General features: G+C 65.5%; 22 protein-coding genes and 1 tRNA gene. 14 read left to right on the top strand and 9 right to left on the bottom strand.

Going from position 1 to position 21382, the window contains the following annotated elements; translation table 11 throughout:
- The first annotated feature begins 1 nt into the window (after position 1).
- From DCM80_RS04290 to DCM80_RS04245, 10 genes are read left to right on the top strand one after another with little or no spacing between them, the layout of a single operon-like run.
- Entirely contained in the window at positions 2 to 637 is a 636-nt protein-coding gene (locus DCM80_RS04290) for a hypothetical protein (RefSeq protein ID WP_257195877.1), read from the top strand.
- Complete coding sequence (locus DCM80_RS04285) at positions 634 to 1302, top strand: hypothetical protein (RefSeq protein WP_257195876.1); 669 nt, start codon at positions 634 to 636, stop codon at positions 1300 to 1302. Before DCM80_RS04290 ends, DCM80_RS04285 begins: the two co-directional genes overlap by 4 nt.
- The gene (locus tag DCM80_RS04280; RefSeq protein WP_257195875.1) at positions 1299 to 1757 is read left to right on the top strand and encodes a GCN5 family acetyltransferase; all 459 of its coding nucleotides are present in this window, start codon (positions 1299 to 1301) and stop codon (positions 1755 to 1757) included. The genes DCM80_RS04285 and DCM80_RS04280 overlap by 4 nt, the downstream gene beginning before the upstream one ends.
- A gap of 1 nt (position 1758) precedes the next feature.
- Complete coding sequence (locus DCM80_RS04275) at positions 1759 to 4362, top strand: phage tail protein (RefSeq protein ID WP_257195874.1); 2604 nt, start codon at positions 1759 to 1761, stop codon at positions 4360 to 4362.
- On the top strand, positions 4359 to 4781 hold the full coding sequence (locus tag DCM80_RS04270; RefSeq protein ID WP_257195873.1) for a hypothetical protein: 423 nt from the start codon (positions 4359 to 4361) through the stop codon (positions 4779 to 4781). Before DCM80_RS04275 ends, DCM80_RS04270 begins: the two co-directional genes overlap by 4 nt.
- Before the next feature lie 47 nt (positions 4782 to 4828).
- Positions 4829 to 5209 carry a hypothetical protein gene (locus tag DCM80_RS04265; RefSeq protein ID WP_257195872.1) on the top strand — a complete coding sequence of 127 codons (381 nt, stop codon included), beginning with the start codon at positions 4829 to 4831 and terminating at the stop codon, positions 5207 to 5209.
- Positions 5206 to 5682, top strand: a complete 477-nt coding sequence (locus DCM80_RS04260) for a hypothetical protein (RefSeq protein WP_257195871.1) — start codon at positions 5206 to 5208, stop codon at positions 5680 to 5682. The genes DCM80_RS04265 and DCM80_RS04260 overlap by 4 nt, the downstream gene beginning before the upstream one ends.
- Positions 5679 to 6107: a hypothetical protein gene (locus DCM80_RS04255; protein ID WP_257195870.1), complete on the top strand. Its 429-nt coding sequence runs from the start codon at positions 5679 to 5681 to the stop codon at positions 6105 to 6107. The genes DCM80_RS04260 and DCM80_RS04255 overlap by 4 nt, the downstream gene beginning before the upstream one ends.
- Positions 6108 to 6109: 2 nt before the next feature.
- Positions 6110 to 6454, top strand: coding sequence for a hypothetical protein (locus DCM80_RS04250; protein WP_257195869.1), 345 nt, complete (start codon positions 6110 to 6112; stop codon positions 6452 to 6454).
- Between the two features lie 24 nt (positions 6455 to 6478).
- Positions 6479 to 8299, top strand: a complete 1821-nt coding sequence (locus DCM80_RS04245; RefSeq protein WP_257195868.1) for a hypothetical protein — start codon at positions 6479 to 6481, stop codon at positions 8297 to 8299.
- Between the two features lie 993 nt (positions 8300 to 9292).
- On the opposite strand, the gene DCM80_RS04240 is transcribed toward DCM80_RS04245, so the two are convergent.
- Positions 9293 to 10078 carry an SDR family NAD(P)-dependent oxidoreductase gene (locus tag DCM80_RS04240; protein ID WP_257195867.1) on the bottom strand — a complete coding sequence of 262 codons (786 nt, stop codon included), beginning with the start codon at positions 10076 to 10078 and terminating at the stop codon, positions 9293 to 9295.
- Between the two features lie 135 nt (positions 10079 to 10213).
- On the opposite strand from DCM80_RS04240, the gene DCM80_RS04235 reads away from it, so the two are divergent.
- A complete protein-coding gene (locus tag DCM80_RS04235; RefSeq protein WP_257195866.1) occupies positions 10214 to 10912 on the top strand; it encodes a histidine phosphatase family protein in 699 nt (232 codons plus the stop codon).
- Positions 10913 to 10988: 76 nt separating this feature from the next.
- Positions 10989 to 11756 (top strand): SDR family NAD(P)-dependent oxidoreductase, encoded by a 768-nt coding sequence (locus DCM80_RS04230; RefSeq protein WP_025037031.1) that lies wholly within the window; start codon positions 10989 to 10991, stop codon positions 11754 to 11756.
- A 190-nt stretch (positions 11757 to 11946) separates the two neighbouring features.
- Here the strand turns inward: DCM80_RS04230 and DCM80_RS04225 are convergent, their stop codons facing one another.
- Entirely contained in the window at positions 11947 to 13182 is a 1236-nt protein-coding gene (locus DCM80_RS04225; protein WP_257195865.1) for a serine hydrolase, read from the bottom strand.
- Positions 13183 to 13333: 151 nt separating this feature from the next.
- On the opposite strand from DCM80_RS04225, the gene DCM80_RS04220 reads away from it, so the two are divergent.
- Positions 13334 to 13409, top strand: a tRNA-Trp gene (locus DCM80_RS04220).
- Positions 13410 to 13629: 220 nt separating this feature from the next.
- Here the strand turns inward: DCM80_RS04220 and DCM80_RS04215 are convergent.
- The 4 genes from DCM80_RS04215 to DCM80_RS04200 all read right to left on the bottom strand — a co-directional run bounded on the left by DCM80_RS04215 (position 13630) and on the right by DCM80_RS04200 (position 15979).
- Positions 13630 to 13878, bottom strand: a complete 249-nt coding sequence (locus DCM80_RS04215) for a hypothetical protein (RefSeq protein ID WP_257195864.1) — start codon at positions 13876 to 13878, stop codon at positions 13630 to 13632.
- 172 nt (positions 13879 to 14050) lie between these two features.
- Positions 14051 to 14812: a glycosyltransferase family 2 protein gene (locus tag DCM80_RS04210; protein WP_028137057.1), complete on the bottom strand. Its 762-nt coding sequence runs from the start codon at positions 14810 to 14812 to the stop codon at positions 14051 to 14053.
- 144 nt (positions 14813 to 14956) lie between these two features.
- On the bottom strand, positions 14957 to 15463 hold the full coding sequence (locus DCM80_RS04205; RefSeq protein WP_257195863.1) for a hypothetical protein: 507 nt from the start codon (positions 15461 to 15463) through the stop codon (positions 14957 to 14959).
- 9 nt (positions 15464 to 15472) lie between these two features.
- A complete protein-coding gene (locus tag DCM80_RS04200) occupies positions 15473 to 15979 on the bottom strand; it encodes a hypothetical protein (RefSeq protein WP_257195862.1) in 507 nt (168 codons plus the stop codon).
- Positions 15980 to 16195: 216 nt separating this feature from the next.
- Here DCM80_RS04200 and DCM80_RS04195 point away from each other — a divergent pair, with 216 nt between their 5' ends.
- Positions 16196 to 17797, top strand: a complete 1602-nt coding sequence (locus DCM80_RS04195; protein ID WP_257195861.1) for a hypothetical protein — start codon at positions 16196 to 16198, stop codon at positions 17795 to 17797.
- Between the two features lie 7 nt (positions 17798 to 17804).
- Here DCM80_RS04195 and DCM80_RS04190 read toward each other — a convergent pair whose 3' ends face one another.
- From DCM80_RS04190 to DCM80_RS04180, 3 genes are read right to left on the bottom strand one after another with little or no spacing between them, the layout of a single operon-like run.
- Positions 17805 to 18839 (bottom strand): Gfo/Idh/MocA family protein, encoded by a 1035-nt coding sequence (locus DCM80_RS04190; protein WP_257195860.1) that lies wholly within the window; start codon positions 18837 to 18839, stop codon positions 17805 to 17807.
- Between the two features lie 13 nt (positions 18840 to 18852).
- Positions 18853 to 20046 carry a class I SAM-dependent methyltransferase gene (locus tag DCM80_RS04185; protein WP_257195859.1) on the bottom strand — a complete coding sequence of 398 codons (1194 nt, stop codon included), beginning with the start codon at positions 20044 to 20046 and terminating at the stop codon, positions 18853 to 18855.
- Positions 20039 to 21256, bottom strand: a complete 1218-nt coding sequence (locus DCM80_RS04180) for a class I SAM-dependent methyltransferase (protein ID WP_257195858.1) — start codon at positions 21254 to 21256, stop codon at positions 20039 to 20041. Before DCM80_RS04180 ends, DCM80_RS04185 begins: the two co-directional genes overlap by 8 nt.
- Between the last annotated feature and the right edge of the window lie 126 nt (positions 21257 to 21382).

Below are 21382 nucleotides of genomic sequence, written 5' to 3'. Positions count from 1 at the left end.
GATGGCGATCAGCTTTCCCCGCTCTGATATCCTCACCCTGGTCGGCTTCGAGCCGCCGTTCACGTTCGAGCCGGTGTCGCAGCAGGAGCAGAGCCGGCTCTCGATCGGCACCACGATCGGCAAGGATCTTGGACCGGCGCTGTGGTTCGCCAGCTACACCACGGAGGAGCTGCACAACGACGTCATGGTCGAGTACCAGGCCGTGCTTGCCTCGCTCGACGGCATCATCAACAGCTTCGAAGCCTGGGATCTGCGCCGGCCGGCGCCGCGGCTCTATCCCGGCGGCACCGGCGCCAATGACGGCGTGCTCGCTTCCGTCAATGCCAACAACAAGGCGCTGGCGCTGTCCGGCCTCGCTGCCGGCCAGACCATCTCGCGCGGCGATTATCTGTCGTTCGACTATGACGGCGGGCGCGCGCTGCACCAGGCGATGGAGACCGTCACGGCCAATGGCAGCGGCGTGACCGCGCAGTTCGAGGTGCGGCCGCACCTGCGCGCAGGGTGGGCGCTGTCGAGCGCGGTGAACCTGAAGGCGCCGCGCTGCCTCTTCGTGCTGCTGCCGGATTCCGTGGTGCCGACCCAGACGCGCGGCAAGTTCGGCCGCCTCAGCTTCAAGACCGTGCAGGCCCTGGTATGACGCTCTCACTCTCCGCCGAGAACTTCGCAGCGTTGCAGGCGCGCCGGCTGATCGCCCGCGACTTCATCTGGTTCGTGGTGCGCGACCGCGACACCGGCAATCCCGTCACGGACGGCTATTGGTCCGACGTCGGCACCATCGCCGCCGCCGTGATCGACCCCGACACCGGATCGACGGTGACGCGCAGCTTCGTCGGCGCCGGCGGCCTGATCTCGATCTCCGACATCCCGCGGGTGTCGAACCTGACGGTGCAGAACGTCCAGGTGAAGCTCTCGCAGGTCGCCGACCGCGTCAACAATCTGGTGCGCGGCTACGATTGCAAGCAAGGCAAGGTGCAGATCTTCCGAGGCCTGTTCGACCTGTCGTCGCGGGCGCTGGTCGCGCCGGCGTTCCCGCGCTTCGTCGGCACGATCGACAGCGCGCCGATCACCACGCCGCCCGCGGGCCAGACCGGCGACGTCACCCTGACCTGCACCGGCAACACGATGGAGCTGACGCGCTCCAATCCGGACACGCGCTCGGATGCCTCGCAGCGGCTGCGCAGCGCCACCGACAATTTCTACCAGGACACCGCGACCGTGTCGGAGTGGCAGCAATATTGGGGCAAGCAGAGCGGCCCGATCTCCGTTCGCGCCGTCGCCGACGCCGTGGGGTGGCGCAGATGATCCGCAGCGCAAGCCCGGCCGACACGGCCCGCGCGGTCGAGCTGCTGCGCGATTCCCACGCCGCCGCGGGTTTCGACGGCACGGGCCGGAGCGGCTTTGCGGTGCCCTTCGAGGCCGCCTATGCCGAGCGCCTGTTCGCGCGGCATCTGGAGATGATGAACGGCTGCGCCCTGGTGCACGAGGTCCAGGGCCGGGCCGAAGGCCTGCTGCTCGCCATCGCGCACGAGCATCCTTTCGGTCCCGTCTGGCTGGCGAGCGAGACGGTGTGGTGGATCGATCCCGCGCATCGCGGCTACTCGGCCCTTGCGATGCTCGACGCCTACGAGGCGTGGGCGAGCGGCAAGGGCTGCAAGTTCGCGGGCATGGCCGGCATGGGCGACGATCCCGTCATCGCCAGGCTCTACGCGCGCCGCGGCTATTTCAAAGCCGAGACGCACTTCTTGAAGGCGGTTTGAAATGGCGATTTTCACCGCCATCGGCACTGCGCTCGCCGCGACCTTCTTCGCCGGCAGCGCCATCGCGGCAACGGTGATCGCGACCGGCCTCAGCCTCGCGGCCTCGTTCGCGCTGTCCTACGCGGTCAAGGCGCTGTCCGGGAAGCCGGCGCAGAAGGCCGCCGAACATTTCGGCGTCCAGACCCAGATCGCCGGCGGCGGCGCCGTGCCGCGCTCGTTCGGCTTCGGCCGTCATCTCACCGCGGGCTCGCTGGTCTACGCCAACACCTGGAGCAACGGCACGCAGACGCCGAACGCGATGCTCTCGCAGGTCATCGCGCTCTCGGACATGCCGGGCGAGCAGCTGATCGCGCTCTGGGTGAACGGCTCCAAGGTGACCCTGCCGTTGAACGCCGCGCTGTACAGCAATTTCGGCACGGACCTCGGCTACCAGGTGCCCGAATACGTCAAGCTGCTCGACGGCGAGAGCTCGCCGACGCCGCACCTGTTCGTGAAGTACTACGACGGCACTCAAACCGCAGCCGACGGCGCCCTGGTCAACGCATTGTCCTCGTCGGCGCGGCCTTATACCGGCACGCGCGTCGGCACCGGCATCTGCTACGCCGTGGTCCACACGCTGATCAACGATACGCTCTGGAACGGCATCCCGACCTTCAAGTTCGAGATGTCGGGCATTCCGCTCTACGATCCCTCGAAGGATTCGACGGTCGGCGGCAGCGGCGCGCATCGGTTCGATGAACCCGCGACCTGGGGCGGCGACGGCGACGACTATCCGGTGGTGCAGGCCTATGCGATTCTGCGCGGCATCTCCTATGGAGCCAGCTGGCTCTACGGCCTGCAGAACATTGCGGCGGCGCGGCTACCCGTCAGCAACTGGATCGCGCAGATCGGCAAGTGCCGCACGGCGGTGCTCGGCGATGCCGGCCCGGAGCCGACCTATCGCACCGGCCTGCAGATCAACGTCGACGCGCAGCCGGCCAACGCGCTCGAAGCCTTGATGACGGGCTGCCAGGGCAAGATCTCCGAGGTCGGCGGATTCTACAAATGCCATGTCGGCGCGCCCGACTCGACGAGCTTCAGCTTCGCCGACGCCGACATCATCGCCACGGAGAGCCAGGCCTTCCGGCCATTCTTCGCCCTGTCCGACAGCGTCAACGGCATCCAGGCGACGTATCCCGATCCGGCGCAAGGCTGGAACACGGCGACCGCGCCGGCCTATTACCGCACGGATCTCGAAGCGCGGGACGGCAACCGGCGGCTGATGGCCAATCCCGCGTTCGATGCGGTGCCCTATCCGGAGCAGGTGCAACGGCTGCAGAAATCGGCGGTCGAGGAAGGCCAGCGCGCGCGCGGGCACACGATCGTGCTGCCGCCGGCCTATTGGACGGTCGAGCCCGGCGACGTCGGCGAATGGACCAGCGCGCGCAACGGCTATGCGGCGAAACAATTTCGCGTCGATGCCGGCACCGACAAGGCCAACCTCGACGTGGTGCTGGTGCTGACGGAAGTCGATCCTGCCGACTACGATTGGGACACTGCGACCGACTTCACGCCGGTCACGGGCGGCGCCACGATCTCCAACCCGCCGGCGCCGCAAGGCATCGCCGGGTTCGACGCCCAGCCATACATCCTGGTCGACGATTCCGGCCTGGTCCGGCGGCCGGCGATCCTCATCACCTGGGACGGATCACAGCCCGGCGTCTCCGCGGTTCAATACGAGGTGCGGCGGGCGCTCGATGCAGCTCACGTTGCGCGCGGCCGATCGGACCGCGTCACCGCGGGCAACCTGATCATCACGCAATCGATTCTGCCCGCCATGGCCTACCAGGTCCGCGGCGCGTTCGTCCCAAGCGCCCCGCGCGACATGCTCTGGTCCGCCTGGATCGACGTCACGGCACCCGATGTGCGGTTGTCGATCGCCGATTTCGAAGCCGCCATCAAGGCGCAGGTCACCACGCTCTTGGACTTCCTCAACGACAAGGTCGACGAGGCCACGCAGCTGATCGCCTCGATCTCCGCCAACCAGGACGCCCGCAACTGGCTGGACAAGAAGGAGGCGAGAAGCCAGCTCGACGCCGTTGCCGGAACGGCGAAGGCGTCGATCGCCACGCTGCAGCAGGCGATGGCGGACGACCAGGCGGCGCTTGCGCTGTTCCAGACCGAGGTAAGCGCAACGTTCGGCCCGTCGTTCTCGACGGTCAGCACCGTGTCGGCCGCCGTCGCGACGCTCGAAGGCTATGCCGCGGCGAGCTACGCGGTGACGCTCGACGTGAACGGCTATGCGACCGGCTTCGAGCTGGTCAACGGCGGCGCCGGCGTGTCCGAATTCACCGTGACCGCCGACAAGTTCCTGATCGCTGCGCCCGGCGTGTCCGGCGGCGACCCCGTGCCGATCTTCACGGTCGGCAACGTGTCGGGTTCGCCGAAGATCGCGTTCCGCGGCGACATGTACGCAGACGGCTCGATCACGGCGACGATGATCAACGTCGCAGTTCTGAGCGCGATCACGGCCAACATCGGCACCGTGACCGCCGGCAAGATCCAGAGCCCGTCAGGCAATTTCGTCATCGACGCCGACAACGAGCGCATAGAGATCTGGTCATGACGTCGCGCCGGGTCATCATCGGGAAATATGCTGACGGCGTCTCCTTGGGCGTCAAGGCAGCGCTGCCGGGCTACGACGCGCTGGCTGAGAGCGACGACTCGCCCAATCTGTCGTTCAACTCGAACTGGAACGACATCGTGCCGATCATCCAATCGGGCTTTCTGACCGCCACGGCTGCGGGCGGCGCCCCGACCGACCTTCTGGTGAGTAGCCCTGGATATGTTCCCTACGTCGATGCACGCAAATTCGAAGGCGGCAATCTCATTCGCGACGACTACACCTACGGAACCGCTCCGACGAGAATCGGCGTTGGGATCGGCTGGAGAAGCGCGTCGCCGCTCACGCTGTCGGTCTACAGGCTGAATGTAGGCGACACCTGCATTTATGTCGTCTACGGCGTTCCGGTGGTGCTCACATGAGCACGAGGCGCGCCGTTGTCGGCAAGAGGGCAGATGGGACCTACGGCATGTTCGTGTCGAAGGGTTCTGGCTTCGATGCACATACGACTGCCGACTCCAACCTCATCTTGAACGTCAGCGCGAAGGTGTCGACGCTGCTGCTGCTGGGCAAGGTGTCGGCCACGCAGACGATCGCGCTGGGCCTTTCACGCTCGCCGATCGTGATGGTGACCACCCAGAATCCGTTGACCGGCCTGCCTGGCTACAGCGGATCGGGCGGCCCGTGCCGGCCGTCTCCCCTGATCACGATGACGCCTGACGGCAGCGGCGGCTACATCGTCGGCATCAGCCCGCCGGGCGCCGCGATCATCAACGGCAACGGCGCTTCGCTGACGGTCAGCTGCAGCGGCCCGACCGTCTATGCGGTCTACTCGAAGGCTTTCACATGACGACCCGGCGCGTGCTCATCACGCCAGGCGCCGGATCTCCCTTGCGGGTCGCCGCGGGCGGCGTCGATGCCTCCGGCGCCTCGTTCGAGGATCTCATCTTCGATGCGAACCAGCCGCCGCTGCGGGTCTTCCTCAACGGCTGGATGCGCGTTGCCTACACGCCGCCGGGCGATGCCAACATCTTGAGGTGGTCTGTCGGGCCTGCGTTGCCGGCGACGCCTTCCGGCACATATCCGCTGTTCCTGACGATGTTCTATCAGCCGATCTCCAGCGGATCGACGACGACTGTCGGATACACGCCCTATGGAAGCAGCCCTTGCTACAGCAGCAATTTCGGCGCCGGCGGAGCCGTCGGCGACGGCTCTTTCACCGGGATCAACTTCATGAAGCAATTTCTGCTGTTCGGCGATCCCTTTCCCGCCTTTAGCGATCAGACTCACATCTCCTACTGCATCTTCAGGAATTACCAATGACCCTCTTCGCAGTCTTTGAGCCGAGCGGACAGCTCACCCAGGCCAACAAGGTCTATGACCCCGAAGGCTACGACAAGCTGCTCGACGAGCACGGCTACACCTACATCGCCGCCGAGACCAATACGCTGCCGAGCTTCAGCGAATGGTATGTCGACGTCAAAGCCAAGGAGCTGACCGCGCGGCCGGTGATGCCGATCGCGGTGACGAAGACCGTCATCAAGGCCGGCGGCGTCGATTCCGCTGTGATCTCCGGTATCCCGAAGCAGGCCAAGGCCGTGATCGGCGCCGCGGGCGCGGTGCTGCACAATGTCGATCCGCTCGACGCAACCGAGCTGGAGATCGCGATCCCGGTCCCGTGCGTCTACCGGGTCACGATCTCGCTCTGGCCGTACAGGGATCACGTCATCGCAATCGAGGCCGTCTGACCATGAAGCTCGTCATCGATCCCATGCCGGCGCTGCGCGCCGTCGCCGTGATGCAGATCAACACCCACTTCAACGGCATCGCGCAGGCGAACCTGCACCGCGAGCAGGCGCATGCCGCCAAGCGCCAGGCCGCGGCGCGGCTGCTCGCCGGCTCGCCCGAGACCTCGCTCGATGCCGAGGCCGCCTTGCGCGGCCTGCGGCCGATCGACCTTGCAGCGCTCATCGCGGGCAAGAGCGACGACCTGCAGGAGCGCGAGAGCGCGCGTCAGCGCGCCCTGCATCTGATCGCGCAGGCGACGACGCCTGCCGCACTCGACGAGATCGTCGCCAATGTCGGCACGGTCTGACGGCAACGCGCAACGGGGGCGACCATGACTGCATTTCCGAGCTATTCGACCGGCACCGTCTCCGTCGACAGCGGCGACACCGCCATCGTCGGCGCCGGCACGATCTGGTCCGGCGTCAACGCGCGCGCCGGCGACGACATCGTCATCGACGGTCATACGGTGATCGTGCAGGACGTGATCGACGAGACGCACATCGCGATCGACGCCTGGCCGTACGGCAACGTCGCGGCCGGCACGGCCTACAAGATCGTGCAGCGCTCGCCGCTGCGCTTTGCCGGCGGCCAGGCGATGGCGGACGTCTCGGCGCTGGTCGCCGCGCTGAACACGGACGGCTTCTACGTGTTCGTCGGCCCCGCGCTCTCGGTGCCGGATCCGTCCTATGGCAATGACGGGCAATATGCGTTCCAGCCCTCGACGGCCAAGCTGTGGGTCAAGACCGCAGGCGCCTGGTCCTTCGTCGGCACCTACAAGGGGTTCGGCACGCCGGCGCCCTATGACAATGCCCACACCTATTCGCTGATGGAGGTCGCGACGTCGGGCGGCTCCTCCTACGTCTGGATCAACCCGACGCCCGGTGCGGGCCACGCGCCGCCGAATGCGACGTATTGGGCGGTGCTGGCAGCTAAGGGCGATGCGGCGACGGTCGACGTCGGCACGGTGACGACGGGCGCCGGCGGCAGCGCTGCATCGGTCGAGAACTCCGGCTCGTCTTCCGCCGCTGTCCTCGACTTCACCATTCCGGCCGGCAAGGGCTACGGCGGCACGTCGACCTCGTCGCTCACGATCGGCGCGGGATCGAAAGTATTCGCCACCCAGGCGGGGCTGGCCTATCAGGACGGTGCCCGCGTCCGCGCCACCGCCACGGCAGGCGCGACCGGCTGGCTCGAAGGTGTCGTCACCTATAGCGGCACGACGCTGACCATCACCAGCGACAAGACCGGCGGCAGCGGCACCGGCACGGCCTGGAATTTCAACGCCACGGGCGAGCCGGGCGCCGGCGATCTGAGCGCGGGCAACAATCTGTCCGAGCTATCGAACAAATCGGCGGCGCGCGACAATCTCGGGGTGCCGCAGACCTATGGTCAGTGCAGGCTGAAGCTGTCCGGCGCCGACCTGGTGCTGACCCCGTGCAACGGCAATTTGTTGACGATCGCGGGGACGCCGCATCCCGTTCCGGATGCCGGCGTCTCGCTGCCGGCGACGGGCCTGACGCCTTCGACGGACTATTACATCTACGCCTACATGAATTCGGGCGTGATGACCCTGGAAGCGTCAGCGACGGGTCACGCGACATCGACGACGTCGGGCAACAAAGGCACCGAGATCAAGGCCGGCGACGACACGCGGTCGCTCGTCGGTTTCGCGCGCGTCGTCACCGGGCCGGCATGGGCCGACAGCGCTGCGCAGCGCTTCGTGCGAACCTGGTTCAATGACGGCGGCGCTGAGACCACGAACACGATCAGCGCCGGCGCGCGGCCGACCCTCACCACCGTCTCGCCCAGCTTCAGTGAAATCCACTCCTCATACCGCATCGAAACCTTGCTGTGGGCGGGCGAGCGGTGGGTCATCGACGGGGCCGGCGGCGGCTGGCTGGGCGCGGCCGGCGCGGTGTATTTCGCGGCCGGTGTCGACAGCTCGTCGACGCCGGAACAGGGCGGCTGCTTCGGCAATTCATCCGCGGCCGGCGTGGTCGTCTCGCTGGGGCTCTCATCGGTCAAGACCGGGCTGTCGGAGGGCTATCACTACGCCACGATGCTGGGCGCCGTGTCGTCAAATACGGCGACCTACATCACCTCAGGCGTCGATCCGCTCGGCTGCTCCATTCGCGGCCTGACCCGGCGCTAGGGCGGCCCTTCAAAAGCGGTTTGAAAGGGCCTTGGAATCGGGTTCCAGGCCGGGCCGGCAGGGGGTGACATTTGAACCTGCGCGAGGTGACATTTGAAATTGCGCGCTACACCCTGTTCTCCGCTATGCAGCAGCACACGCAGTCTGCCCTTGGCATGGCGGTCCATGGGAGCCACCGGCTCCCGGTCTTCCCTGCGCCTTCTTTCAATTCAGAGGGCGAAGCGACAAGCAAAGCTCGGGCGAACAAGCCGCGAGGACACGACCCCATGTCAATCATTCACCACTCTCGTGCCCCGGACGCAGCGCAGCACGAAGTGATGCGCTGCAGAGCCGGGGCCCATGCAGCAGCGAGCGCGCGGCCTGCTGGGTCCCGGCTCCGCGCAGCAGCGCAAGAGCGCTGCAGCGCGTCCGGGACACGTGAGAGACGCGCGCAATCACCACACACTCCGTCATTACGAGCGCAGCGACGCAATCCAAAGTTTCTTCCGCGGTGGCAGTCTGGATTGCTTCGTCGCAAGGGCTCCTCGCAATGACGATGAGAGAGCCGTGAGTCAACTCCTCTCTCGTGCCCCGGACGCTGCGCAGCGCCCTCTTCGGCGGTGCGCTGCAGAGCCGGGGCCCATGCATCAGCAAGTGCCGAGGCCTGCTGGGTCCCGGCTCTGCGCAGCAGCGCAAGAGCGCTGCAGCGCGTCCGGGACACACGAGAGACGCGCGCAATCACCTCACGTTCCGTCATTGCGAGGAGCTCTTGCGACGAAGCAATCCAGGCGCTGCCTGCGCGGAGAGATTTCTGGATCGCGTCGCTGCGCTGCAATGACGAATGTTGAGACAGTTGTGCGCCCAAACACCGCCCCGTGCCCCGGACGCAGTGCAGCACGAAGTGATGCGCTGCAGAGCCGGGCCCATGCGTCAGCAAGTGCCGTGGCCTGCTGGGTCCCGGCTCTGCGCAGCAGCGTAAGAACGCTGCAGCGCGTCCGGGACACGAGACCTGGGCTAGACCGGCTTGCCAGTATACGGCATCGACGCGGTGAGGCCGCCGTCGACCGGGAAGGCTTGGCCGTTGACATACGAGGCCTCGTCGCTGGCCAGGAACAGGCCCATCGCGGCGAGCTCGTGCGGCTGGCCGGGGCGCTGAAGCGGGTTGAGCTGGCCGATCTTGCCCTGCGTGCCGCGCTCCTTGGCGCGGTCGAAGATCGGCTTGGTCATGCCGGTCTCGATCAGGCCCGGGCACACCGCGTTGATGCGCACGCCGGTGCCGGTGAGCGAATAGGCAGTGGTCTGCACCAGGCTGATCACCCCCGCCTTGCTCGCCGCATAGGGATGCCCGCTGGCGCCGGCCTTGAGGCCGGCGACGGACGCGGTCAGCACGATCGCGCCCGACTGCTGCTTCACCATGTGCGGCATCGCATGTTTCACCGCGAGGAACGGCCCGATCAGATTGATGCGCAGGATCTCCTGCCAGTGCTCCACGGTCTGCTCGGCCAGCGGAACGAGCCCGCCGGAGATGCCGGCATTGGCCCAGATCACGTCGAGCCGGCCATGCGTCTTCACCGCCTTGTCGATCATCGCCATGACGTCGTCTTCGGAACCGGCATCCGCGATCATGGCTTCCGCGACGCCGCCGGCCTTCTTGATCTCGGCGACGGTCTCCTTCACCGCCTCGGTGCGATCGACCGCGACCAGCTTGGCGCCTTCCCTGGTGAACAGCGCTGCGGCGGCGCGGCCGATGCCGCTGCCGGCGCCGGTGATGATGACGGATTTGCCTTGCAGGCGGCCCATGCGATTCTCCCTCGTGGTGCCTCGCGCGGCGCTTGCCGCGCGATGGAATTTCAAACAAGATTTCAAACGGTAAAGTGTCTTGAGACGGGTTCGCTCCTGACGTACAGCGACATCAGGCGGGATGGAAGGGTTTCGATGGCAGGTGCAGACAAGCCCAATGTGGTCGTCACGCGATGGTGGTGGGTCCGACATGCGCCGGTGCGCAGCGACGGCGGCAACATCTACGGGCAGAGCGACATCGCCTGCGACACCAGCGATACCTACGTGTTCAACGCCGTCGCCAAGGTGCTGCCGCGCAAGGCGGTGTGGTATTCGAGCAATCTGATGCGCACACACCAGACCGCCGAGGCGATCTGGGCGGCGGGTTATCCGAAGCCTGAGTCGATGCCATGGGAAGCGGATCTCGCCGAGCAGCATCTCGGGAAATGGCAGGGCATGAACCGCGCCGCGTTCATCGCCAGCCGTCCCGTCGGCGCAAGCTGGTTCGCCGACATCAACGAGCCCGCGCCCGGCGGCGAAAGCTTCATGGATCTCTACAACCGCACCCGCCGCACCATCGAGCGGATCAACAATGAGGCGGCCGGACAGGACATCATCGCGGTCGCCCATGGTGGCACGATCAAGGCGGCGCTGGGACTCGCGCTCGACGGCCAGCTGGAGAAGGCGCTGTCGTTCGACATCGACAATTGCTCGATCACCCGGCTCGACCATTTTGCGAGCCCCGAGCGCACGGTCTGGCGATTGCCGATGGTGAACCAGCAGCCGTGGATTGCCGATGCCGCGCATGCGGCGATGCACCAGCCGGCGGGACCGGAAGTCAAGAAGCTGGCGTGAGTTAAGCTGTCATTCCGGGGCGGTCCGCAGGACCGAACCCGGAATCTCGATACCAAGATCAATCTGGGAGAGACACATGACCTTGTTCGACATGAAGGGGAAAGTCGCCGTCATCACGGGATCGACGCGCGGCATCGGGCTTGCGATCGCCGAGCGCATGGCCGAGCATGGCGCCAAGGTCGTGATCTCCTCGCGCAAGGCCGACGTCTGCGAGCAGGTCGCCAAGGGCATCAACGACAAGTTCGGAAAAGGGACCGCGGTCGCGGTCGCCGCCAACATCTCGTCGAAGGAGAACCTGCAAAACCTCGTTGATGAGAGCAACCGCGCCTTCGGCAAGATCGACGTGCTGGTCTGCAACGCCGCCTCCAACCCGTATTACGGTCCGCTCGCCGGCATCTCCGACGATCAGTTCAGGAAGATCCTGGACAACAACATCGTCGCCAACAACTGGCTGATCTCGATGGTGGTGCCGCAGATGATCGAGCGCAAGGACGGCTCGATCATCATCGTCTCCTCGATCGGCGGATTGAAAGGCTCGACCATCCTCGGCGCCTACGCGATCTCGAAAGCCGCCGACATGCAGCTCGCGCGTAACCTCGCGTGCGAGTACGGCCCGCACAACATCCGCGTGAACTGCATCGCGCCGGGCCTGATCAAGACGGACTTCGCGAAGGCGCTGTGGGACAATCCGGAGAACCTGAAGGCCTCGACCTCGCGCTCGCCGCTGCTGCGCATCGGCATTCCCGACGAGATCGCGGGCGCGGCGGTGTTCCTGGGATCGAAGGCCGGCGACTTCATGACCGGCCAGACCATGGTGATCGACGGCGGCGCGACGATCAGTTGAGGCGATAGAGCGTCGAGGCGGCACCCCAGCCCACCCAACAACCGGTGTCATCGCCCGCGAAGGCGGGCGATCCAGTACTCCGTAGCTGAAGTTGTGTAAACGAACTGCCGCCGCGGAGTACTGGATGCCCCGGTCAAGCCGGGGCATGACAGTGTGTGTGGAGGAGCAGTGCCGCGCGTTAGCGCGGACCTCACTCCACCGCGGCGTAAACCAGATCCCGCACCAAGGTCCGCGTGTAGTCGCGCTGTCCCGGTCCCTGGCTCATGAATACCGCGAACAGATCCTCCTTCGGATCGATCCAGAAGAAGGTGCCGGCGATGCCGCTCCAGAAGTAATTGCCGACGCTGCCGGGGAACGGCGCGATGCCGGCCTCGCGGCGCACGGCGAAGCCGAGACCGAAGCCGTGGCCGGGCGAAAGCAGGGTGCCGTTGGTCTGAACGTGCGGCCCGAGGTGATCCGACGCCATCAGCTCCAGCGTCTTGCGCCCGATGATCCTGTTGCCGTCGAGCGTGCCGCCATTGCGCAGCATCAGGCAGAAGCGAGCATAGTCCATCGTCGTTGAAACGAGACCGCCGCCGCCTGACTCCATCACAGGCTGCTCCAGCATGTTGAACAGCGCGACCTTGTCGCCCGTCCAGGGATCGGTTGCGAACGGCTCGGCGAGCCGGCCCGCATTGGCCTCCGAGGTCGCAAAGCCGGTCTCGGCCATCTGCAGCGGAGCGAGCACGCGCTCAGGGAGGAAGGCGCCGAGCGTCTTTCCGCTGACGACCTCGATGATGCGGCCGAGGATGTCGGTGGAGCGGCTGTAGTTGAACTCCGCGCCGGGCTGGCAGACCAGCGGGAAGCTCGCCACCAATGCGGCATGCTCGGCGTTGCTGATCTTGCGGCTGCGGACGCGGGACTCCTGATAGAGCTTGTGCACGGGACCGTCGCCTTGGTGCTCGTAGGTGAGGCCCGAGGTGTGGCGGAGCAGGTCCTGCACGGTCATGGGCCGCGCCGGCGGCACCAGCTCCAGCTTGCCGTCCTTGACGATGCCGACCTGCTGGATGGCAAATTCCGGGATGAACTTGGCGACGGGATCGCTGAGCAGGAGGCGGCCGTCCTCGACCAGCGCCATGGCGGCGACCGACACGATCGGCTTGGTCATCGAGAAGATCCGGAAGATCGAATCACGGGCCATTGGCGCGGCGGCCGCCGGGCTCTGCCTGCCGAGCGCCTCGAACCAACCGACCTGGCCGCCTCTCGCCACCAGCACGGTGATCCCGGGAACAGTACCCTTGTCGATTTCGCGCTTGAAGGCGTCCGACATGGCCTGGAGGCGCGGACGCGACAGCCCGAGCGTCTCCGGGCGGGCCTCCGGCAGAGGCGGGGTCGATGGCGCGACGGTGGCCTGTGAGGCGGCTGAAGCGGTTGCTGTGGCGGTCATGAGCACTCCCGGTTGTTTCTTGATTATCGGCGATGGACTGTGGCCCAGAAGCCCCGGCACAAACAAGCGAAGCCGGCGCGGTTCACCCTTGCAAACCGGCCGCTCTCTGTGCTTGAAAGCGCGCCTGATCCCAAGGCAACGCGGGGTCTGTAGGAGTGTAGCTCAATTGGTAGAGCACCGGTCTCCAAAACCGGGGGTCGCAGGTTCGAGCCCTGCCACTCCTGCCAGATAATTCAATGGCTTAAGCGGCTCTTGTCTCGACAGAGGCCGAACTGGCTCCCGCCGTCACCCAAATGGGTCAGGCTCCCCAAAATTCCGGCAAAGCAGTTGTCGACGATGGCCGCGATCGATGTGTCCGCGTGCACCCTGTCCAGGGAGCAGGGTGAGCTGGTGGCCCCGAGCGAGGCCCGCCGGCTCTGGCGGGCCTTATCCATGCGGACGCTTGCCCTAGTAGCGGTCGTAATAGCCTGGCGGGTGCCTGTGCCGGTGCGGCCGGTAATATCCCTCGGGGGCATAATGTCTCGGCGTCGGCCTCACATAGAGGCCGGGGGCGTGCTGGCCGTTGGGATAGCAGTAGCCGTTCGAATAGTTGAAGTCATAGCCCCGCGGACACCAGCCGTTTCTTCCCGGGAACTGGACCTGTTGAACCAGAGGCTCCTGGGCGGGCGCGGCCGATACTGGTCCAAGGGTACTCATCGCCAGCACCACGGCTTGAATAAGCACAGTTTCTCTCCCTCTTTGGTCGATCCTGTAACAATGAGCCAGGACGCGAGTTCCGGTAAGGGAGCTTATAGCGCCCTCACGCGCAACGGCCGTTGAACGGTATATTCACCTGCCGTTCAGGCGAGGAACGCGGGCGAGGCGTCGCCTAGCGCGCCGGGACGCGCCCTGCGCCGCGGGGAACCTGGCTGAGATCGACGTCCCGGATGGGAACGCGGCGCAGCAGCGAGACGATGGTGCCGCCGAGCTCGAAATAGGTGCGCAGCCGCAGCGCACGGGATGACCCCTTCAGCTCCGCGTTCAGGCTCACGGGCACCTGCACGTAGCTGAGGCCGAGCTGGAGCAGCGAGATCAACGCGCAGATCTGATAACCGTAGCCGTCGGTCTTCACCGCGATCTGGCGCAGCCATTTCACGGGATAGACGATCATGCTGTGGTAGTCGGACAGCCAGAAGCCGAACAGGCAGTTCAGGATGAACCGCAGCGAATGCGACTGCAGCGAGCGGTTGACCGAGCGGTCCGATTGGTTGTCGCGATGGGTAATGACGAGGTCGGCGGCGCCCGCTGCCTTGAACATCCGGGCAATACCTTCGTTCTGGAAGGCGTGATCGCCGGGGATGAGCGTGATGGCTTCGAATTTCGCGCGCGACAGGGCGTATTCGAAGCCGGCACCGACGCCCCGTCTTTCGGCGTTATGTTGCACGATGATGCGCGGATCGCCGGCGGCGAACTCGTCCATGATCGCGCCGGTGGCATCGGTGCTGCCGTCATCGATCAGGAAGATTTCGAAGTCGTCGAGCAGCTCGCAGGCGAGCGGCAGGACGCCGCCAATGGTGTCGGCGATCTTGTCCTGCTCGTTCAGAGCAGGGATGACGATGGTAAGCCGCTTTGCCGCCCTGGAAGGTGTCATCTCTAGCTGCCTGTTGCCGGCCCCTTTTCGACCGGCGGCCCCCAAACGCAACTCTAGGTCATAAGGCCTGGGCGAACAATAAGGCCCCCGCAGATTAGACCTGCACAACCGGCACGAAGCCGGTGTTGTGTGTATTTCCCGCAACTAGTCGGAAAAATCGTAAAGACTGGTGTCGCCGATGCCGAAAGCGAGGCGCAGATGCCCGACGCGGGCTGCCATGGCCCGGCCGGCTGCCGTCGCGGCGAAGTGCGAGTCGAGCGGCTCGACCAGGCCGCCATCGACCAGGTTCCCTATTCGTCCCTGGAACAGAGCTGGAACCTGCCGCTCGGCGATGTCCGAAAGCGGTGCGCTCCGCTGGGGCCGGTCGACGAGGCCGAGCAGAATCTCCAGGGACACCGATTTGTACACTGCGCCAAAAGCGAAGACGTAAGCCATGACGCAAAACCCGAAGATCGACGCAGCGTCCCAATACCTGAATTGCGCGACGACGAAGATTCCGAGCACGACGCCCAGACCATGCGTGACGATTGCGGCGATCGCGAGCAGCGTCACGGGTGCAACCGTCCAGCCGCGCGCGCGGGCTAACAGCTGCAAGGCGGGCGACAGCAGGGCGAAGCCAACCGCGGCGAGGAGTCCGACAATGAAGGACATCGTGGTCGCTCACCCAAGCCCGGTCGACAGGCGAACCAACTTGACGAGGCGCGCGACGGCGACGCCTCTTGCCGTCGGGGCCAACTTGCCGTCCGCGGTGATCACCAGCCTCGCACCGACCAGCAGCTTCAGGCGATTGTGCGTGAAGGTGCCGAGATCGCCGCCCTGCATGTAGGCCACCGCCCATTGCTCGAGAGTCAGCGGCCGGCCGGCCTTGACCAGTGCCGTGAGCAGCGTCAGCGTGAAGCCCCAGGCCAGCAGGCTGAACAGGATGTAGAAGAACATCATCGCAGTCGCCAGCAGGAACAGGCCGCCAAGCACGTCGTCGAAATGGCGTTGTCCGGGAAGCGCGAGACAGGCGATTGCGTAAAGGGCCATGGTGCTGAGGCAGCCGAGCCGGAAGCGTCGGCCTGATCCGCCGGTGGCGGCGATGCGCGCATAGCACAGCAGCAACAACGGCAGCGCAAGACTGAGACCAATCGCAGCGGCTTGCGCGGGGCCCGGTAGCATGTTCATTGCGGAAAATCGTCCCGGACGCCTCTCGGTCCAGCCAGTGCGAAGTTCTATAGGAGGTCGCATTTTTCCGGTCAAGGGAGCCCGTCGGCGCGCCCTTGCGGACCTCACCCGGGCGTGCGAACCCTTGTCGGCGATACCGTTCCTCCCTCCGAGATGCCCCCATTGCCGCGTGCGATCGTCGTCCTCCTTGCCGTCTTATTGGCTGCGCATGCACCGATGCTCCTGAACGACGGTCTCTTCATGGACGATTGGCTGGTGCTCAAGCCGCGTCCGGACTATTTCATCGATATCGACTTTCTGCTGAACGGCGCCGGTCATCCGATCTTCTACAGCTACGACCGGTTCGCCAACTGGACGGGAGCACCGGTCGCGGTGATGGTCTCGCTGGCATTTGCCGGGATCGTCTTCGGGGCGACATCGCTGGTGTTGACCGCAAGGCGTCTCGGTCTGCTCGACCGCGCCGAGGCGGTCGGTTTCGCGCTGAGCGTCTGGACCTATCCCGGCTACCAACTCTGGGCCGGCAAGGCGAACGCGGTCTACGTTTTCAGCTTCGGACTCCTGTTCGTCGGTGCCTGGTTGTTGACGCTGGCCTTCAGTGCCCGTGGTCCGCGGCGCGTGCTGCTTCGCCTCGCCTGTGCGCTCGCGTTCCTGCTCGGTTTCGCGCTCAACTCCACGATCGTGCTTTTTGCTTTCGTGATGCTGGGCCTCTTCGTTGCGATCTGGCGTGGCGGCAACGCGGCGGACGGCTTCGTTCGCCGCACCTGGCTCGCAGGCTGGCGTTGTGCTGCAGGCTATCCGGAGTTGATCGCGCTTCCCTTGATCTACTGGGGCACGCTCAACATCTGGTTCAAGCGGATGGGCGTGTACGCGCAGCACTACGACGCGCATTTCCCGACTCTCGGCGAATTGGCGAGGGGGTGGTGGACATTTTTCGTCGCGGGTTACCGGGACGTCATGGCGAATGCGGTGCGCGCGGCGATCACGGTCCCGACGCTCTTCATTGCGGCGGCGGTGCTCGCCGGCATCGTGGTGCTGTTGCTGCGTTCCGACACGAAGCCGGCTGCATCCAGGCTCGCGATCTTTCTGCCGCTCGTGCTTGCCGTCATGCTGTTCCTCGCGTTGGCATCGCCCTATCTGATCGCCGGCCTGCGGCCGTCGTCCATGCATTTCTACGAGAGCCGTCATCTGCTGATGTTCGGCGTGCCGTCGGCGCTGGCGTTGCTCGCAGTCAAGCGGCTGGTCGAACGCTGGACCAGCCCTCGCTTGGCCTTTGCGGCCGTATTCGGGGCGGGGCTGATCGTGTCGATCGGCATGCTGTGGACCAACTACATCTTCATGCAGGCGAGAACGCTGAAGCAGGAGGCTCTGGCGCGCGATCTTGCCGGTCGGGCCCAGCCCGCGGCGACGGTCTATGCGCTCGACGACGGCTTCTTCGACTACCCCTCACGGCATGTGCCGTTCGGCCTCGCCGAAGTCACCGGCATGCTCCGCCTTGCCTGGGGAAATCAGCCGTTCTTCGGATTTGCACTGCGCGCCGAACGGCCCGACATCCTGCGCAGCATGGACGAGGCGCGCAAGGCTCCGGGAAGCGCCTTCCATCATTTCGATCCGTCTGGGCCGCAGGCGACGATCTCCTTCCAGCCGGGGCCGGGAGCAGCACCGAACCCGGTCCTGGTGCGGAAGTACTATGCGTGCCGCCTGCTGGCGCGCTGCGACGTTCCGGAGTTCCTGGCGCAGCTCGCGCAGGTCACCATCAAGCTTGGGCCGATCGCGGGGATCCTGCCGATCGAGAAGAATGCCGCGCCTGAAGCGCGATGAGGATGGTTCAGCCGCCAGCGCACTGTTTCCAAACCGTCTCCGCAAGCGCGATGTCGGTGACCGAATCCGCGCCGGAGGCCAGCGGTATACCGTGCGTGGCGACATCGGAAACGAAGGCATCGGCCTGACGCCGGAAGGCCCAGCTCGCACCACCCGTCAACCGCGTGCGTTGACCGTCGCGATCGACAACCACCTCCGCCTCTTGCGCGGCAAAGGGTGGGGGCAGCTCCAGCATCACCGCGCCGCGTTCGAACTCGATCGTCAGTCCCTCGCGCCAGGCTCCGTCCGACCCGCTGACGAGATCGAGCGTGCAGGCGATGCCGTCGAAATCGAGGGTGATGCGCCCGGCCCCCGAAGCCTCGATCGCGCTTTCGGCGACGGCGGGCGACGATCCCAGAAAATAGCGCGACAGGTTGATGATGTGGCTGAAGACGTTCAGAAAGTTGTCGTAGCCGGGACGTATCGCGCGCGGCATCCAGTCGGGGCCGTCCTGCCAGAGCTCGATTCCGTCCGGTCGCGCTTCGCCGGTCATCACGAAATTGTCTTGCGACCGCCCCGTGTCGCCGCCGAAGCACCAGCCCTTTGCCCGGACGATGCGTCCGAGCGAGCCGTCATGACGCAAGCGCGTCAGCACCTCGAGCGCCCGTGCCACGCCGGCGTCGTGACGCTTCATGTAGCCGATGCTGTAGACCAGGTTTTGCCGCCGAGCGGCTTCGGCCAGCGACACGGCCTGGGCGGTCGTGTAGGCCATCGGCTTTTCAGAGAGCACGTGCCGGCCGCTGTTGAGCGCGTCCAGCACGATCGGGCCAGTGGCACGGCGCTTGGTCACGACCACGACGGCGGATACCGCGCTATCGGCGAGCAGCTCCCGGTGCGAGCCGTAAGTTCGCGAGATGCCGAATTTCTGCGCGGCCGCAGCCGCCAGCTCCGGCCGGAGGTCTGCGATCGCGACGACGCGACAGGCGGGATTGGCGGCGAAATTGGCGAGGTGGCACATCTGGCCGACCATGCCCGTTCCGATGATGCCAATGCCTGGCCTCAATGGCTGCGCTCCCTCAGCGCTTCCGGATGACGAGGAAATGCGCCGGCTGTCCCCAGATGTTGATGAATGCCGAATCCGACCGGGCGAGGGCGGCGACGGCGGAGACGTCCCGTCGCCCGATCGCAGCAAAGATGCGATGGAAGCTGTCGAGAGTAACCGTGATGGCTTCGATGTCGGCCGCGTCGTCGGCGAGAATGTCCGTGGTGCCGATCGTCTCGCGCAAGGAGGCAAGGCCCGCGACGACGCGCGGCAGGCTCTCGCCGAGGGGATCGTCGATTATTGCATCGACGTTACGAACCAGCGCCTCGATCGATGCGGAGATCGCCTGCACGGCATCGGCCTTGCCGACCAGATAAAGCTTCCGCCCGCCGAGGAAGCTCAGGCGGCTGCGATCGAGATGACGCGCGGCGCGACGGAGCTTCTCGTCACCAGGCAGAACCTTCTTGTGCCAGTAGATGTCGAGGCTGTCGCGGTAGGCCGGCCATGCCGAATGGACGTCAAATCCCCTGTCGTGCGCGGCCGTGCACAACGCAGTCGCATCGAGGAAGTAGCGATGCCGGACGAACGGATTTTCCAACACGTCCATCAGCCAGGATTCGAAGCTGCGGGTGTGCGGAATGCTGTTCCACTTCGCCTCGAACAGCATCTTCGCCGTATCGAGGGCGGCGTGACCGGTCAACACCTTGCCCGCCGCATGCATCGCCTTGAGCGCGAGCTCGAAGAAGCCGCCGTAGCGCTCGTAGTAGGAGACGACGGCGTAACCGTCGGGATTGAGCAGGCGGTGAAAGACGGCAAGCCACTTTTCGCTCGGCTGCACGGTGTAGATGAAGCCCTCGGCATCGATGATGTCGAAACGGCGGTCGCCGCTGAAGCCCTCGACGTCGGCCAGCGCGAGTTCGCGAAGACGTCCAGTCAGGCCGAAACGGGTGAAATAGGCCTCGATCTTCGGGTGCGCGAGCCGGTTCGGTTCGGCGAGCGTCATGTTCGCGCCCCAGCCGGCGAACACCAGCGCATTCTCGCCGGAATCGGGGCCGAACTCGAGCACCTCGGCATCGCGAAACAGTCGCGGCGGCAGCACCAGCTTGTCCGAGAACAGCTCGCGCCGCTGGGTGGCATAGGCCTCGAGCTCGCTGGACGATTTGAAGTTCCCGAACGTCGGCAGGACGTCCTGACGTTCGTAATAGTTGAAGAGCTTGTCGTCAGCCATGCCGCGACCCTGCGGCCGCCTCGAGACGGTCGAGCTCGCTCCAGATGTCCGAGGGTGCGAAAATCGAAACGATCTGCAGCGGTCGCTTCACAGTCTCGCGCAGCCGGCTGCTGACCTTGGCCTCGTTCTCCTCGTTCACGGCGAGAAGACAGACCAGCGGCCCGGACTTGCCTGCGAGCTCCTCGGGCGCACGGATCGGAATGCCGGTGCCCGGCAGGAACAGTCCCTGGCGCTCCTTCTGGTCGTCGACGGAGAGATCGACGAGATCGGCCAGCTCGTGGGCGTTGGTGAAGGTGCAGGCGCGGCAGCCGGCGCCATAGATGGCGATCTCCGCGCCGTTGGCGCGGGCCTTCGCCAGAATCGGGCGGAGACGCGCGCCATACTCTCTTGCGCGCTGACCGAATTTCTCGCCGACCCCGGATGGCGCCGGCGGCGGCGTCACTGCGCCCTTGGCACGGCGGGCCGCGACCGCGAGGCTGCCGCCGCTGAAATTGTATGTCTTCACCGACACTGCCTCGAAACCGTGGCGCGCCAGCAGTGCGAGGAGGGTCGGTTCGGTGAAATAGCTGACGTGCTCTTCCCAGAGCACCGAGAGGTCACCCACGGCCGAGCCGGGCGCGAAATCGGGCACGTCGATGAACAGCAGCCCATCATCCTTCAGCGCGATCTTCACGCAAGCGAAGAAGTTCTCGAAATTGACGATGTGCTCGAGCACCTGGCGCGATATGACGAGGTCGAACTTGCCGGACTGAGCGACCGCGTCGTGGGCCATGTCCGGGCTGAGCATGTCGGCATAGACCTTGATGCCGCGCTCGCGGGCGATCTTACCCGATACCGGATTGGGCTCGACACCGACCATGATCTTGGTGCCGCGCTCACGCAGCTTGTCCATGAACAGGCCGTCGTTGCAGCCGATCTCGAACACGGATTGATGCTTGGAGAATTTCGCGATGGTGTCGAGCTCGTCGGCCTGATGCGGCTCCGGCTTCCAGCTGCTGAAGTTGTAGTTGAACTGGCGATACAGAATTTCCGGATCGATCGGCTTGACGATCTGAGGCAGGCCGCAATCGCCGCAGGCCAGCACTTCGAACGGATACCGTTCCTCCTGCTCGTTTCGGCTATGCCGAAGGCGATGCGCGATCGGCATCAATCCGAGGTCGATGACCGGACGCAGGTTGGTCGAGTGGCAAAGGCGGCAATGGTCGGTCACTGGGCTGGCTCTTTGCAGGAACAACATGGGGGCGGAGCCCCGGGTGAAACTCCGAACTGGCTGAAGGCTATATAGTGGCTCAGGCTGCTCCACAATTCCTAAGTTGCCTTGTCCCTGCGCCCGCGG

Origin of the sequence: Bradyrhizobium sp. WBOS08 (assembly GCF_024585125.1) — a bacterium.
GTDB lineage: Bacteria > Pseudomonadota > Alphaproteobacteria > Rhizobiales > Xanthobacteraceae > Bradyrhizobium > Bradyrhizobium japonicum_B.
The sequence above is the reverse complement of the archived record's forward strand: the minus strand, read 5'-3'. Positions and strand labels throughout refer to the sequence as shown.